The sequence below is a fragment of the Candidatus Uabimicrobium helgolandensis genome, from assembly GCF_041508025.1.
Lineage (GTDB): Bacteria > Planctomycetota > Uabimicrobiia > Uabimicrobiales > Uabimicrobiaceae > Uabimicrobium > Uabimicrobium helgolandensis.
The window spans coordinates 7460071-7475523 of record NZ_CP165719.1; the positions used below are offsets into that span (position 1 = coordinate 7460071).

At 35.9% G+C, this 15453-nt stretch carries 10 protein-coding genes; 2 read left to right on the forward strand and 8 right to left on the reverse strand.

Features of this window, described 5'->3' with window-relative positions; genetic code table 11:
- Positions 1–7 precede the first annotated feature (7 nt).
- The 3 genes from UABHE_RS27535 to UABHE_RS27545 all read right to left on the reverse strand — a co-directional run bounded on the left by UABHE_RS27535 (position 8) and on the right by UABHE_RS27545 (position 2205).
- Positions 8–766: a putative DNA-binding domain-containing protein gene (locus tag UABHE_RS27535; protein WP_372366529.1), complete on the reverse strand. Its 759-nt coding sequence runs from the start codon at positions 764–766 to the stop codon at positions 8–10.
- Positions 767–1624, reverse strand: coding sequence for a DUF692 domain-containing protein (locus tag UABHE_RS27540; RefSeq protein WP_372366530.1), 858 nt, complete (start codon positions 1622–1624; stop codon positions 767–769).
- Between the two features lie 281 nt (positions 1625–1905).
- Complete coding sequence (locus UABHE_RS27545) at positions 1906–2205, reverse strand: hypothetical protein (RefSeq protein WP_372366531.1); 300 nt, start codon at positions 2203–2205, stop codon at positions 1906–1908.
- 163 nt (positions 2206–2368) lie between these two features.
- On the opposite strand from UABHE_RS27545, the gene UABHE_RS27550 reads away from it, so the two are divergent.
- The gene (locus UABHE_RS27550) at positions 2369–2785 is read left to right on the forward strand and encodes a secondary thiamine-phosphate synthase enzyme YjbQ (protein ID WP_372366532.1); all 417 of its coding nucleotides are present in this window, start codon (positions 2369–2371) and stop codon (positions 2783–2785) included.
- A gap of 266 nt (positions 2786–3051) precedes the next feature.
- On the opposite strand, the gene UABHE_RS27555 is transcribed toward UABHE_RS27550, so the two are convergent.
- Genes UABHE_RS27555 through UABHE_RS27565 form a run of 3 tightly spaced genes read right to left on the reverse strand, consistent with a single transcriptional unit; the run spans position 3052 to position 8603 of the window.
- The gene (locus UABHE_RS27555) at positions 3052–6141 is read right to left on the reverse strand and encodes an efflux RND transporter permease subunit (protein ID WP_372366533.1); all 3090 of its coding nucleotides are present in this window, start codon (positions 6139–6141) and stop codon (positions 3052–3054) included.
- Complete coding sequence (locus tag UABHE_RS27560) at positions 6138–7511, reverse strand: efflux RND transporter periplasmic adaptor subunit (RefSeq protein WP_372366534.1); 1374 nt, start codon at positions 7509–7511, stop codon at positions 6138–6140. Before UABHE_RS27560 ends, UABHE_RS27555 begins: the two co-directional genes overlap by 4 nt.
- 15 nt (positions 7512–7526) lie before the next feature.
- Positions 7527–8603, reverse strand: a complete 1077-nt coding sequence (locus tag UABHE_RS27565) for a phosphotransferase (protein ID WP_372366535.1) — start codon at positions 8601–8603, stop codon at positions 7527–7529.
- 252 nt (positions 8604–8855) lie between these two features.
- Here UABHE_RS27565 and UABHE_RS27570 point away from each other — a divergent pair, with 252 nt between their 5' ends.
- Positions 8856–9974 carry a hypothetical protein gene (locus UABHE_RS27570; protein ID WP_372366536.1) on the forward strand — a complete coding sequence of 373 codons (1119 nt, stop codon included), beginning with the start codon at positions 8856–8858 and terminating at the stop codon, positions 9972–9974.
- A 47-nt stretch (positions 9975–10021) separates the two neighbouring features.
- On the opposite strand, the gene metH is transcribed toward UABHE_RS27570, so the two are convergent.
- Together metH and recA are read right to left on the reverse strand one after the other, a co-directional pair.
- Entirely contained in the window at positions 10022–13690 is a 3669-nt protein-coding gene (gene metH, locus UABHE_RS27575; RefSeq protein WP_372366537.1) for a methionine synthase, read from the reverse strand.
- A gap of 571 nt (positions 13691–14261) precedes the next feature.
- Positions 14262–15344, reverse strand: a complete 1083-nt coding sequence (gene recA / locus UABHE_RS27580) for a recombinase RecA (protein WP_372371688.1) — start codon at positions 15342–15344, stop codon at positions 14262–14264.
- Positions 15345–15453: the final 109 nt, after the last annotated feature.

A 15453-nucleotide genomic window follows, 5' to 3' on the forward strand; every position in this document is an offset into this window, starting at 1 on the left:
AAACTCTCTAAAAATTTTCAGGTAGAATGATTATTCCGGCTTGGTGTGCTTCATTTAATATCATGCGAATCGTTTCTTCATTTTGTCCACTTAAACTTACTGCATTCTCAATATCTATTTCGTCATGGACAACTTTAAAGGCAAATAGTAGGCGATCGTTTGCTACATGAAAGTTAACTTTTTGATTTTGTGGGTGGCGTAAGAGAAAAACCATTTGCGGCTGCTTTTGGAGATATACTTTAGACGTTATCCAAGGCTCTTCTTTTCGTTTCCCACCCCGCCAATGCATAGTAAAAGTCCCAATGGGATACTCAAAATTCATAACGGATAAAGTAGGGTTAAGAACAGGATTAGCAATTTCTTGTGATTTTGGGATCACATTTTCGCTGCAATAAACAATAACCTCTTCCCATTCAAACTGGGCAAGCTCTATGTAAAACTCTTCTCCGCCCAACGCTTTTTCTTCGCGTACTTTTTTAGCAATAAAATCTACAAATAACTTGGTACAAGAGTTAAGCCGCCAACCAGTAGCAGGATAATCTCGAAAATACTGATCACTCAATATTCCCCACAATTCTTTTTTTACTAAACGGCGAAACATTATATAATTTTTACCAAGCGTTTTAACAACATGATTGCGTACAAACCTTTGGTAGATAGCTAAACGTTTTTCGTTAGTACCAAAAAATTCCGTCATTTCTTTCGCTGTTTTTTCTCCACGTAAAAGGGAGTGCATCATGCGCATTGTTTCTTCAAGTGAAGACATTTACACCTTTACCTCCAGGGCACGTGTTCCTGCTGCACGAACCTGCTTATTTTCAGCAATAAGAACATCAAGTGGAGGAATCTCGAAATCTCTCTCAATAATAGTTGTTACTGGTCCAGTATGTTTAATTGCATATTCATAAAGCTTAAAAACTTCATCAATAATTTCAGCGCCATGGGTATCAATAATAAATTCTCCTTCGTCAAAATGTCCTGCAATATGATACTGCAAAACTCTTTCACTAGGAATAGCATCAATATAAATTTTCGGATCGTAGCCATGGTTCATTGCATTGACAAAAACATTGTTTACATCAAGGAGTATACCACAATCAGCTTTTTCTGCTATTTCGATAAAAAACTCAATTTCCTTCATCTCAGCCCCAGGCATTTCTACATAGTAACTAGGATTTTCGATAAGAAATGGAATTCCGGCCATATCTTGCACTTGTTTAATTCGAGGCACAACATGGTCAATCGCTTCTTTACTAAAAGGAAGTGGTATAAGATCGTGATACTCGACACCAAACGCAGAAGAATAGCTCAAGTGATCAGAAAAATATGGAGTTTTAATAAACTCAACAAGCTTCATTAATTCTTCTAAGTATTCTTTATTAAGAGGATCAAGCCCGCCAATTGACATGCTGACCCCATGTGCTACTAAAGGAAAGTGCTCTTTGGCCTTAACCAAAACGTCGCGTTCCTTTCCACCCAATTTCATAAAATTTTCCGAAGTGATTTCTAAAACATCAATACCATCGTGATTATCGAATATTTCATTAAAATGACTACGGCGTAAACCTATACCAAATCCCATATTACGGATTTTTTTATCAATTGTGTGAAAGTAATTTGTCATAAAAACCTCGAGGAAATAAGGCGTACCGACATTTAGGTTTTGTATAACGTTGGATATTTTAGGAAATAGTAAAATACTTTGAGAGTACTAAATCTTGCTCTACAAAAGAAAAGTAGCGGAGCTAATGTCTAAAATAGCCCAAATCAAGTAATCCAGGTGATCACTTATAAAGAAGATAAATATCGATATACCTAACAAAACAGTTTCCAAAAAAAGATTTTTTGGAAACTGTTTGAAAAAAAGTATATACTAAAGTAGTGTTGTAGCACTTTTAGTGATTATTACTTGTCGCCACCGCAAGATGCGCCACCGTCTTTGTCGCCACCGCAAGATGCGCCGCCGTCTTTGTCGCCACCGCAAGATGCGCCGCCGTCTTTGTCGCCACCGCAAGATGCGCCGCCGTCTTTGTCGCCACCACAAGATGCTTCTTCGCCACCTTTGTCACCACCACAAGAGCTTTGTGTATGACCAGCATCGTCAGTAGAAGCACCAGAACAACAACCAGTAGCAGCTAAAGATAAACCAGCTAGAGAAAGACCAACAGCTAGAGTACCAACAGATAATTTTTTCTTGATATCCATAGTTTATATCCTATATATAAGTGAGTTAATTTGATGTAAAAAACAAAAGTCTCTATCTAGTCGTAGAGAATTTGTTAAACTTACAATAAAAACAAAAATAAAAGTATAAGATCATATTAACTTGCAAACACATTCGTGTCAATTTTTATTTAGGTATAAATAAATGAAACACTATAGCAAAAAAGTTACTGTAAAATCAGAGCAACCACGTGATTACTTTGCCATCACCCAACAAGTCTCTTTTGTTGTTGCAGAAAGCGAAATAAAAAACGGTATTGTTCTTTGTTACTCTGGCAGCAACACCTCTAGTATTTTTATTCATATTGAAGATAAAAACTTACTACAAGACATAGATCAGTGTCTACACAAATTTGCTCCAGAAAAACCATATTCTCAATACGCTTTTAATGTAAATCGCAACGATGCAGCGGCTCACATAAAAAGCGTCTTTCTAGGAAGACAAGTATCTGTATCTGTGAATGAAGGTGTCTTAGAGCTCGATGAAGATGACCATATTATATTCGCCGACTTTGATGGTGGGAGAGAAAAAACAATTTTGGTGAAGATCATTGGTGTTTAGCCTATAGAATCACATAAACAAAATACAATCTTATCAAAAAATTTGAGCGTGAGTTATGCTTTACATTTTTCCCAATGCAAAGTCTTTTAGTTCAAAGAAAATAAAAGACGAGCATTGGAAGATGAAAGCACAACAACACTCGAACTCATTTTTTTGAGAGAGTCAATATATTTTGTGCTAGGACCTTCGCTACTTTTTTCGATTATATTTATCAAACCAACTAATTTTGCAATCAGGAAAAAATTGTCGAAAGCTTTTGTAATTTTCTAGGCGATTCGCTGGCGCAAATCATAAATAATACTATAAAAACAAGGTACAAACAATAAAATCAAGAATGTCGTCGCCAATAAACCAAACACTAGACTAATCGCTAGAGGAATAAGAACCTGCGCTTGCAGACTTTTTTCTAAAAGTAAAGGAATCAGACCTGCAATGGTTGTCATTGACGTAAGTAATATTGCACGAAATCGCTCTTGGCTTGCTAAAACAGCGGCAGCCACAATATCTCCACTTTCTCGGTAGTTAACTTTAATAAATTCAACAAGTAAAATGGAATCATTTACTACAATACCAGCCAAAGAGACAAAGCCTATCATACTTGGCATGCTCAAATTATATCCCATGAAAAAATGCCCCCAAATAACACCGATAAGTGCCATCGGAATAGCAAGCATAACAATAATCGGTTCGCTATAGCTTTTGAACTGAAAACTTAATATTAAAAATACCCCAAGAAGACCAATCAATAAACCTCGTCCCAAACTACTTCCTGTTTGTGCACCTTCTTTTTCTTCTCCATCAAATTCAAGTTTTACTTCAGGAAATTTTTCAGATAATTGCGAAAGAAAATTACTGCGTATTTTCCTTGATAACTCTCCTGCTGTAAGAAATTTTGTATTCAAATCTCCTTGAATGTTTACAGTAAACAAACCATTGTACTTAGATAACTTGGCAAAACCTCTCGTATAATTTATCTTGGCGACAGTTTCTAACGGTATGCGTGTACCATCGTTATGAATAATATAAAAATTATCAATATCTGATAGACTCTGTTGTTTCGCAAGTCGCACATCTATTTCGTAAGAATTTCTATGTACAATAATTTCGTCAATTGTACTTCCTTGAAAAGCAGCACGTAATTGTTGCGCAACACTTTGCCCTTCAATACCTAACGATGTTGCACCTGGCTGAAGTTGAATTTGTATTTCGGGCTTTCCAGGGCGTAAATCATCGTTTAAATCTTGAACTCCCTTAAATTTATTCAACCACCTTTGTAGAAAAATAGATGCTTGCTTTAAAATAAGTAAATTATCTCCTTGCAAACGAATATCAATAGGTCGTCCCGCAGGTCCGATACTTGGTTCTGTAAACTTCAAGCTTGAAACGCCAGCAATTGTCCCCACTTCTTTTCGCCACAAGTTAAGTATATCATCTATTTTAGCGCTACGTATTTCAGCCCCTAAAAGGTCGACAACAACCGTAGCAATATTCGCTCCCTTTTCTTTAACATCAGCATTTTTGTTATACTGTATATTAATATTTTTAATCAGAGATTCGTCTGAAAACTCTTTTTCTATTTTAGACAAGGAGTCTACAATACGCTCAACCGCTTTTTCCGTCTGTTGCAATGAGCTTCCTTGTGGAAGCAAAATTCGCGCTTCGATAACATCACCATCGATTTCTGGAAAAGCCTGGAATTTTAAATGCCCACCGACAAGTAAACTTAGGGATAAAAAGAAAATCATGATTGTGCAACCAATAAAAAAATAATTACACTTAATTGCCCACTTAACTACTTTTCCAAGAATTTTTATTTTCAAAAAATCCAAAAATGAATCTAGTCGAACACGTAAACGATTTTTCTTTTTATTGTTGCTGTGTTGTAAAGCATGTGACAAGTGGTTTGGTAAAATCAAAAACGCCTCTATTAAACTCACGCTTAAAACGAGAATGAGAATGACAGGCATCACTCGCATTACTTTACCAATATTTCCTTCGATAAAACACATTGGTCCAAAGATGCACACTGTTGTTAAAAACGAAGAAAATACACCAACAGTAACTTGCTTAGACCCCTCAATTGTAGCATCTTCAGCGCTTTTCCCTTTTTGTAAATGCGAAGCCACATTCTCAGAAATAACAATCGCATCATCCATTAAAAGACCTAGTGCCAAGAGAAGCCCAACCATAGTAATCATATTGATAGAAAAATTAATAAATGGAAGGAAGAACAAAGCACCTAAAAAAGAGACAGGCAATCCCATAACTACCCAAAAAGAAAAGCGAAAATTAAAAAATAACCACATCGTAAAAAAAACAAGCAGCATCCCTTGCCAGCCATTTTTAACTAACATCTGTAATCGATCTTTTACAATAGAAGAAGTGTCTTGAGTAATAATAAACTTAATACCTTTAGGCACTCGTTTTTGTTCTTTTTCAATAAAGTCTTTTATCGTATCAACAACAACAAGTGAATCTTCCACCTTAGTTTTTTTTATCTGTAGTATACCTGCGCGTTGCCCTTCAAAATCATAATTTTTATTAAGGTTACCAAAAACCACTTTATCTTCTTCTAACTCAAAAGTACTAGTAATAGTTGCGATATCTCCCAAAAGAACTTCTCCGCCATTTTCTCCCAATACAACAATAGAAGAAAATTGCTGTGGAGTATAATTTTGTCCTTGAAAGCGAAGCAGAATATCACTACTTTTCGTTTCAATGGTTCCAGCGGGTAAGTTAATATTTTGCCTAGAAATAGTATCGCTTATATTTTTTAAACTTAATCCGTAACTAAGCAAAACATCATGACGTATCTCAATGCGAATTTGGTGGTCCGAAAATCCAAGAACAGCAACTTTTGATATTTTTGGTAGGCGTTTTATTTTATCTTTTAATATTTCGCAATAGTGTTTTAAGTCATTTGCTGACATAGGACCAACAACGGCTAAGGATAATACCTGATCATCTTTATTTAGTTCTTTTATAGTTGGTGCTTCGGCATCGCTTGGAAAACTGTTAATTGCTTCTACTTCATTTTTTATATCGTCAATAAAAACGCGAAAATCAGCTCCTTCGAGCATTTTAACCGTAATAGATGCTAGCCCTTCTAAGGCTTCTGATTTTATTTCTTCTGTGTAACTAATTCCATCTAGAGCATCTTCAATTTCGCGACATATAGATTCTTCCACTTCTTGTGGAGTTGCTCCAGGATAAATAACTTGGATCTGCACTTGATCAGCGGAAAAATCAGGAAATGTTTCTCTTCTAAGTTGTGGTAAAGCTGTGATACCAAGAACCAAAAGAAAAATCATCAACAAATTTGCTGCTGTGGGGTGTTTAGCAAAATAACCAATCATTTTTGCTCTCCTACATCACCACACTCGCGTAAAATCTTCATTTTTAACTCTTTATTTTCTTGCGCAGCAATTAGCATTCCGCTGATAGCGGGAATTATATCAGAGACTACAATGCGTTGTTGTTTTTCAAGACCACTTTTAACAATAGCGTAGTCTCCTTGGACAAAATCAATAACGACCTTGCGTTTTCGTAAACGATTTTCTTTGTCAACAAAATATATCTTTCCATCGTGAATTGCCATACGTGGTATTACTAAACAGTTTGGTTTCGATTGTCCACGGAGCTCAACTTCACAAAACATTCCTTTTGTAAGTGGTGGCCTTATACCTGGTTGCGCTAATGAGTACGGTTTATTTAACGCTACAACTATTCCTAACATACGACTTCTTTCATCGATCTCAGAGTTAATACGGCTAAAATACGCCTCGTTCCAAGAAATAGTATAATTGCCTGCTGTTAAACGAATGATCGGTTTAATTTTCACAATATTGCGTATCTTTTCAACATCCGGAACAGATTTTATTTTAGGGCGTACAGAAAGCATGTTGCGAAATTTTTCAAGAGAAAACATGGCAAGAACTTCGGAAACATCTGTACCATACGCTTCGATAAGAAGCGTCCCTGTTTGCACAAATTGTCCACGCTCTATTTCGACTTTGTCAATGCGACAATTAAAAGGGACGCGAATCACGCTATTTTTCAAATCTAGTTTTGCAGAAGAAAGTTTTGCTCTGTTTAAAGCAATTTGAGCTTTTAGTATCTCTTGTTGTGAGGGAATCGTATCTATAGAGTTTTGGGTATTCTGGACCTTTGACTGTTGAGCTAAAAATTCTCTTTCTGCCTTATCAAGACTTGATGCTGATTCTACGCGGTTTTCGAGAACTAATTTTCGAGAGCGTTCCCACTCTTTTTCGAGAATCCCCAAAGTTTTTTTCTCTATTTTCACAGAGAAAATTAAGTTTTTCTCTTCGATATCTAGTTTTTTTATTTCAGCTAAAGTACTGTTAATACTTGCCTGTATCTCCGCTATTTGTAATCGTATTTTTTGCTGGTCAATAAATATAACTTCTTCTCCACGCTTCAAGAAATTACCTTTTTTTAAATTTGGATACAACTTTATAACTTTACCACTTACTTCAGCGATTGCTTTCCAAACATTCTTTGGCTGAGCAGTTCCATAACCCGTTGCACGAGGAATAACATCAATAGGTGAAAGAGTGATCACCTCTGCAGGAGTCACAATCTCTTTATTTTCTACTTGCTCTAATTCATCAGCATTTTTCCCCATCCATATAAAAAATGCAACTCCAATGGCAATGGGTGGTATAATAAATAAACGCGGACTAATATGTTCTAGAATTTTTTTCACGCCCAATTTCCTTTACTATTTATATTTGCGAAACATCGCTTCGACCAACTGCCGTTGACTGTCGAGACTATTAATGAATTGAATTTGACGCTTAACTCGATCTAAATTATGAAAAGGATGACTAATTTTAAAATACTTATCACCTTCCAAATAGTCAGTTAAAAACCGAAAAGCCAATTCGCAAGCAATCACTTTACAAGAATCTATTAAATATTTTTTTTCTGCATTGTTCAAAAAATGCTGCGCTTCTTCCATATAACCATTAAGAAGAGCCTCGAAGTAGTCACTGCGAAAAATGAATTTACCGCGCTCTTTGTGACAAGTAGCACTGCGCGCAAGATCGCCAAAATCATAAATCGAAAATCCAGGCATAACAAGATCTAGGTCAACAACACAAATGGCTTCCTTAGATTTAACATCGAACAATATATTATTTACTTTAGTATCGTTGTGAACAACTTTAAGAGGGAGGTATGTTTCAAAGTTAGCAACCTCTTTACAGAAATCTTCGTGTTGTACAAGTTGTTTAGCAAGTTCTTTTATATCAGAGTAGCGTCCATAAGAATCTTTTTCTATAGCATTTTCTAAATCGCTAAAGCGCTTACAAATATTGTGAAATTGAGGAATTACTGGGTACAGTTTTTCAACAGGAAAATCCAATAATAGCTTTTGAAATAAAGCAAAAGCTCCAGCAATTTTCTTTCCTTGCAAGCTCTTGGTGATATTTTCATAACATACACTACGGCAAATAAAATGGTACATACGCCAACTATTACCACTAGTATCTTGGTAAAAATTTTTTCCTGTTATTGTTGGGATTATTTTTAATACACGACGATCAACATTTTGTGGTGAAATTTTTTGCCATTTCTTTTGTAGAAAAGACGTAACTAAAGAAATATTCTCCATTACTTTATCTGGGGCAGGAAAAACATGGAGATTTATCTTTTGTAGCAAATAACGTAGTGAACTATCACGTAACTTACAAACATAAGTATCGTGAATATTACCACTACCGTAAGGTAAAATTTCTTTGCACGAATCTTTAACTTCAAATTGATGGAATATTTTTTTTAGTAATACATTATTCATTGGACAAATTTGCAAGAAAGGGGTTTTTGTGTTATTATTAGAGCGTGTCTGAAAATCTAAGTGACTAACATAAATTGTTAATTAGGGATGTCCCTATTTGAAAAAGATTTTCTTTTTGTAGCGAAGCTCAACAAAACAGCTACGCAACTGAAAAGAGTAGTTTAGCTGGTCACTTATTATAATAAAAAAACATTGTAGACAGATAGGTAAAACTATCTTTTCTTTTTGAGAATTCTTTTTAAGGTACATACCTTGAGAAAATTTACTCTTTTGTTGTTTAGTATATCGATAATGATTTTTGTACCAATTATTATTGTATTTTTTGGCTTTATACTTACTCAAAAAAATAAAATAGTAATTGAAGAGCGTATCCTTGCTCCACAAGATTGGAGTATTGCAAAGATAGCCCATAGGCATGCCCCTATTTTACTACAAGAAGTGAATACACAAAATCCTAATTGGGACTTCATATGTAGGGTTAACTTTGATAATGACTGGGATCCTCTTAACAATAGTAATAATATACTAGCAAAAAATGCGCAGCTTGACCCTGCAATTTACTACTCTGTGATTGAAAGTAAAACACATTTTTACATAACTTACAGTATATTTCACGCATTAGATTGGGGACTTAGTAACGGAACTATCCGTAAATGGTATGAGAACGACGTCAAAAATTTACAAGTAGTTATTGAAAAACACAACCAAGATAGCATAGAAGGAAAGGTTATTTTTGTTACATTGCAAGATGGTGAAGATATCAAGATTTACAATGCATCACCGCTTAATTTTCGTCGCAAAAATAAAGATTTTGAAAAAGAAAAAGTTATTTTGTTAAATGAGTTTGGTGCACAGGAAAAAAATGCATCTCACCCGACTATTTTCATAGAAAAAGGTCGTCATAACCTGCAGGTTGCCGTGGCGGGAGATATTCGCTTAGTAAAAAAAGGCGGTCTATACAAAATAGGTAAAGGGATCACTTATTTACCATCAACAACAGCAAAAGGTGAAACACCAAATAACAACAATAAACTAAACTATGCTCTTCTCGATCTATCTAAATTACTGTGGGAAAGAAAAGCAGAAAATCCTGACGAGTTATATTCTTTTTTTAATAACGAACGACTTGATTACCATGATGATGTAATTCAAACAACAAGTATCCCAATATACTTTCACGGAAAACAACTAGATGGCTACGAAGCTAATACAATAAATCCAAATGTATTACCTTTTTTTATTGGTAAAGCACAGAAGGGCTTTAACCCTGGAGTGTTGTTTTTTAATCCAATCAAAGCATATAATCAACTTTATGATTTGCCAAATTGCTCTCTAATTTATACATACCATCCGTTTGCTAAAAGCAATTAAGCAAACGGTCTACAAATATAGTGGGATAAACTCCCACTATATCAACATTACGACATATAAGGCGCCAACCACTTACGCATCTCTTCAATATCTACGTTTTTGCGCTTCGCATAATCGCGTAATTGATCTTCTCCAATTGTTCCCACTGCAAAATAACGCGAATCAGGATGAGAAAAGTACAAACCGCTCACTGATGATGCTGGATACATCGCTAAATTTTCAGTAAGTGTTATCTGCGTTTCTTCTGTTGCACTAAGTAATTCAAACAACTTTGGTTTTTCAGTATGATCAGGACAAGCAGGGTAACCAGGAGCAGGACGAATTCCACGATATTTTTCTTTTATCAGCTCTTCGTTGCTTAAATTTTCTTGAGCGCTGTATCCCCAATATTCTTTGCGAACTAACTCATGCATTGTTTCGGCAAAAGCTTCTGCTAAGCGATCGGCAAGTGCCTTGACCATGATAGAATTATAGTCATCTTGATCTTTGTCAAACTTAGCAACTAATTTTTCGATTTCAATACCAGTTGTAACGGCAAATCCGCCAATATAATCTTTGACGCCACTACTTTGCGGAGCAACAAAATCAGCTAAAGCATAGTTTGATTTACCACTTGTTTTCTCCGCTTGTTGACGTAGAGAGTGAAAAGTGGTGATGATATTTGTACGTTCTTCATCACTATATACAACAATATCATCTCCCACACTATTCGCAGGATACAAACCAACAACTCCATTGGCAATAAGTAATTTTTCATCTATTATCTGTTGTAACAATTTCTGGGCATCATTAAACAGCTTTGTCGCTTCTTCACCCAATTTTGGGTCTTTTAAAATTCTTGGATAACGGCCTTTGAGTTGCCAAGTAATAAAAAATGGTGTCCAATCTATTTTGTCAGCTATTTGCTGCAAAGAAAACTCTTTAAAAGATCTATTGCCAATAAAACTTGGCTTATGAACACTGGTCCACTCACCCTTGAATTGATTTTTACGCGCATCTTCAATAGAAAGTAAATTCTTTTTAACTTTCTTGCTTAGATAATCTTCGCGCACTTCTTTATATTCTTTTCTAATACCGGCAACATAAGATTCTTTTAGCGTGTCACTCATTAAACGTCCAACAACATCAACACTACGCGAAGCATCATGTACATGTATTATTGATCCTGTGTATTCTGGGCAAATTTTTACAGCTGTGTGTTTTTTCGAAGTTGTCGCACCACCAATAAGAAGAGGGAGAGAAAATTTTTGGCGTTCCATTTCTTTAGCTACACTAACCATTTCATCTAAAGACGGCGTAATTAAACCACTTAGGCCGATAATATCAGCATTTTCTTTGCGTGCAGCCTCCAAGATTTTGTCGCTAGAAACCATCACTCCCAAATCGACAATCTCATAATTATTACAGCCAAGTACAACGCCTACAATATTTTTACCAATATCGTGAACATCACCTTTAACCGTCGCCATAATAATTTTTCCAGCCGAACTTCTTCCTGAACCAGAATCCTTTTCTTCTTCAATAAAAGGCGTCAAATAGGCCACAGCCTTTTTCATTACGCGCGCACTTTTTACCACTTGTGGTAAAAACATCTTACCTTCACCAAATAAATCTCCCACGATATTCATACCGTCCATCAAAGGTCCTTCGATCACCTTAATTGGACGTCCATATTTTTGGCGCGCTTCTTCTATATCTTTATCAATGTGGGTGACAATTCCCTTTACCAGTGCATGGCTCAATCGCTTTTCTACACTTAGCTCTCTCCACTCTTCTGTAGATTTTTCGATTTTTTTGTCCGACTTTACTGTTTGCGCAAAATCTAAAAGTCTTTCTGTGGCGTCATCACGACGATTGAGAAGAACATCTTCGATAAGCACAAGAAGCTCCTTGTCGATATCTTCATAAACAGTGATCATACCAGCATTGACAATTCCCATGTCTAAACCAGCGCGAATAGAGTGATACAAAAAAGCGGAATGCATGGCTTCGCGTACAGCATTGTTACCGCGAAACGAAAAAGAAACATTACTGATCCCACCACTCACCAGAGCAAGTGGTAAATTCTCCTTAATCCATTTGGTCGCTTCAATAAAAGTAACACCATAATTATTATGCTCTTCCATTCCTGTAGCAACAGTCAAAATATTTGGATCAAAAATGATATCTTGTGCTGGAAAATTAACGACTTCTGTTAATATTTTGTATGCGCGCGTACAAATCTCAATTTTACGCTCTGTAGTATCAGCCTGTCCATCTTCATCAAAAGCCATGACCACAACCGCAGCACCATATTTGCGTAAAGTCTTAGCTTGGCTTATAAAACTTTCTTCACCTTCTTTAAGACTAATCGAATTGACGATTGCTTTTCCTTGCAAACACTTGAGTCCTGCCTCTAGAATTTCCCAATTAGAAGAATCCACCATAACGGGAACTCTTGAAATTTCAGGTTCAGAACCAATCAAATTTAAAAATTGAGTCATAACACTTTTTGAATCGAGAAGACCTTCATCCATGTTAACATCAATAATTTGTGCGCCATTTTGTACTTGTTGCAAAGCAATAGCGACTGCCTTTTCATAGTTTTCGGAGAGAATTGCTTTAGAAAAACGACTAGAGCCGGTGATGTTTGTCCGTTCACCCACGTTAATAAAATTACTATCTTCGCGTACGATGAGTGCTTCTAAGCCGCTAAATGTTGGGCGTGGTGTTATAACTGGTATTTTCCGTGGAGGCATTTCTTGTGCCACAGCAGAAATATGCTTAATATGGCGATCTGTTGTGCCGCAACATCCACCAACAAGATTAATTAAACCACTCTCTGCATACTCATGTAAGACGCCGTGCATAAATTCTGGCTCTTCGTCATACTCTCCCATTTCATTTGGATAACCAGCATTAGGATAACAACTCACATAACAGTTTGCGATCTTTGCAAGTTCAGCAACATAAGGACGCATCGCTTCACTTCCCAAAGCACAGTTTAAACCAACAGCAAGAGGTTTTGCATGCGCAATAGAACTCCAAAATGCTTCGATAGTTTGGCCAGATAAAATTCGTCCACTTTTATCGATAATTGTTCCCGAAATCATAACAGGAATACGCACATCATGTTTCTCAAAGTAATCTTCAATAGCAAAGATAGCTGCTTTGCAATTTAAAGTATCAAATACTGTTTCGACAAGGAGCACATCAACCTTACCATCCATTAATCCCCTAGTTTGTTCGCCATATGCATAAACTAATTCATCAAATGTGACATTGCGTTTTCCAGGATCATTGACATCAGGAGAAAGAGAAGCAGTACGTGTAGTTGGGCCAAGTGCGCCAGCAACATAACGCGGCTTATTTGGATCTTTCTGCGAAAATTCATCCGCTACTTTTCGAGCAATTTGTGCTGATTTTAGATTGATATCATATACCGTCTCTTCTAAAGAGAAATCTGCTTGAGAAACAGTATTGCCGCTAAAAGTATTTGTTTCGATAATGTCTGCTCCTGCAAGTAAATACTTACGGTGAATTTCTTCGACAATATCAGGGCGTACAAGAGATAGTAAATCATTGTTATTCATTAAATCATGAGGGTGATCAGCAAATTGCTCTCCGCGGTAGTCTTTTTCGGTAAGCTTATAAGCTTGGATCATCGTTCCCATTGCACCATCAATAATTAAAATACGTTCTTTAAGTAGTTCTTCAATTGGAGGTTTAGAGTGCATAAAAATCCCCTTTTACAGGTTATAAATAGATTGAAAGTTATTAGGTTTTGTTTGTAAATTTTGAATAGGTGTAATACGTAGTTATATGGAGGAGGTTTATTTGTTGGAGGAGTTGTATTACTCTTTGGGTTGAGAATAAAGATGAAAATATTGAATTTTTTTATTCCTTATGGACAGGTTAATATAAGCCAACTGAAACTACTGAACTAATATTCAATTGTTACAATTTTTACACTAACGTAAATAACAGCATTTGTCAACTGAAACTTGCTATATTTTTTGCTCTGACACGAATATTGTATTCAACACGCAAAATAATTTGCTTATAGGTTTTCGCAAGAATTGTGGTCACTTGACGGCAAGTGCGATTTGGAATGAGAATGTGCATTTTTTGATGATAAATCAAGTTGTATGCCTCTTTGTTTCAGTCAGCATCCTTTCAGAATAAAAAATTTTAAAATTTCGCGAAGTGCAAAAATATTCTTTTGATCAACAAAAATAGAGTTGTTTCCTTATTGGAAACAACTCTATTTTTATTACAAATTATAACTAAATCAAATTTAGAGTCTCTTTATTTTTTGCTTTTCTCGTCTTTGGAATCTTTCTCGTCTTTGGAATCTTTCTCTTCTTCTTTTGGTTTTGGCGTTAAACTTTCCATAAGTGCTTCAGTTATTGTGTCCATGATATCTTGGTGATCTTCTAAATACGCTAAAACATTTTCTTTACCTTGGCCGAGCTTATCTCCTTTAAAGGAATACCAAGAACCACTTTTTGCAACTATCTTATGTTGAACAGAAAGCTCTAAAATATCGCTTTCCAGAGAAATCCCTTTTCCAAAATATATGTCAAATTCTGCTTCGCGAAAAGGAGGAGCAACTTTATTTTTAACTACTTTTGCTCTTGTACGGCAACCAATTACTTCGTCTGCCTTTTTTATACTGCCAATACGACGTATATCCATTCTTACAGAAGCATAGAATTTCAGCGCCTTTCCTCCTGTTGTTGTTTCTGGATTACCAAAAAAGACTCCTATTTTTTCTCGAAGCTGGTTAATGAAAATTACAGTAGTATTTGTTTTATTGATAACGCCTGTTAGTTTACGCAGCGCTTGGGACATCAGACGAGCTTGAAGCCCCATATGTGAATCCCCCATTTCTCCACTTAGTTCCGCTTTAGGAACAAGTGCAGCCACTGAATCTATAATAATCGCATCTAACGAGTTTGAAGATACGAGAAGTTCTGTAATTTCAAGTGCTTGTTCACCACTATCGGGTTGTGAAATGTATAAATTATCAAGGTCAACACCAAGACCTTTTGCGTAATTTGGATCTAAAGCATGCTCTGCGTCGATAAATGCTGCTCGCCCACCATTTTTTTGTGCATTTGCAACAATATGCAGTGCTAAAGTTGTTTTTCCTGAAGATTCAGGTCCGAAAATTTCGACTACTCTTCCTCGCGGAACCCCTTTGATTCCTAAAGCTAAATCCAAAGAAACAGATCCTGTTGAAATAGCATCAATAGGAGCTATTTCCATTGATCCTAAGCGCATAAGAGAGCCTTTACCATATTTTCTATGTATTTGATCGATAGTCAGTTTTAATGCTTCTTCTTTTGGGTCTCTTTTTGCAGATTTTGTTGATGCGCTCGGTGCTATGTCTTTCTTTTTTTTCTTTTTATCGTCGCTCACTTTTATGGCCTTTCTAAAAATCGTATGTTAACCGTAGTTACCGTAGGTAATAATACACTAAATTGTGAAAAAATCA

Coding starts and splice junctions, on each gene's coding strand:
- UABHE_RS27535 (WP_372366529.1), bottom strand. CDS start 766: ATGTCTTCACTTGAAGAAACAATGCGCATGATGCACTCCCTTTTACGT.
- UABHE_RS27540 (WP_372366530.1), bottom strand. CDS start 1,624: ATGACAAATTACTTTCACACAATTGATAAAAAAATCCGTAATATGGGA.
- UABHE_RS27545 (WP_372366531.1), bottom strand. CDS start 2,205: ATGGATATCAAGAAAAAATTATCTGTTGGTACTCTAGCTGTTGGTCTT.
- UABHE_RS27550 (WP_372366532.1), top strand. CDS start 2,369: ATGAAACACTATAGCAAAAAAGTTACTGTAAAATCAGAGCAACCACGT.
- UABHE_RS27555 (WP_372366533.1), bottom strand. CDS start 6,141: ATGATTGGTTATTTTGCTAAACACCCCACAGCAGCAAATTTGTTGATG.
- UABHE_RS27565 (WP_372366535.1), bottom strand. CDS start 8,603: ATGAATAATGTATTACTAAAAAAAATATTCCATCAATTTGAAGTTAAA.
- metH (WP_372366537.1), bottom strand. CDS start 13,690: ATGCACTCTAAACCTCCAATTGAAGAACTACTTAAAGAACGTATTTTA.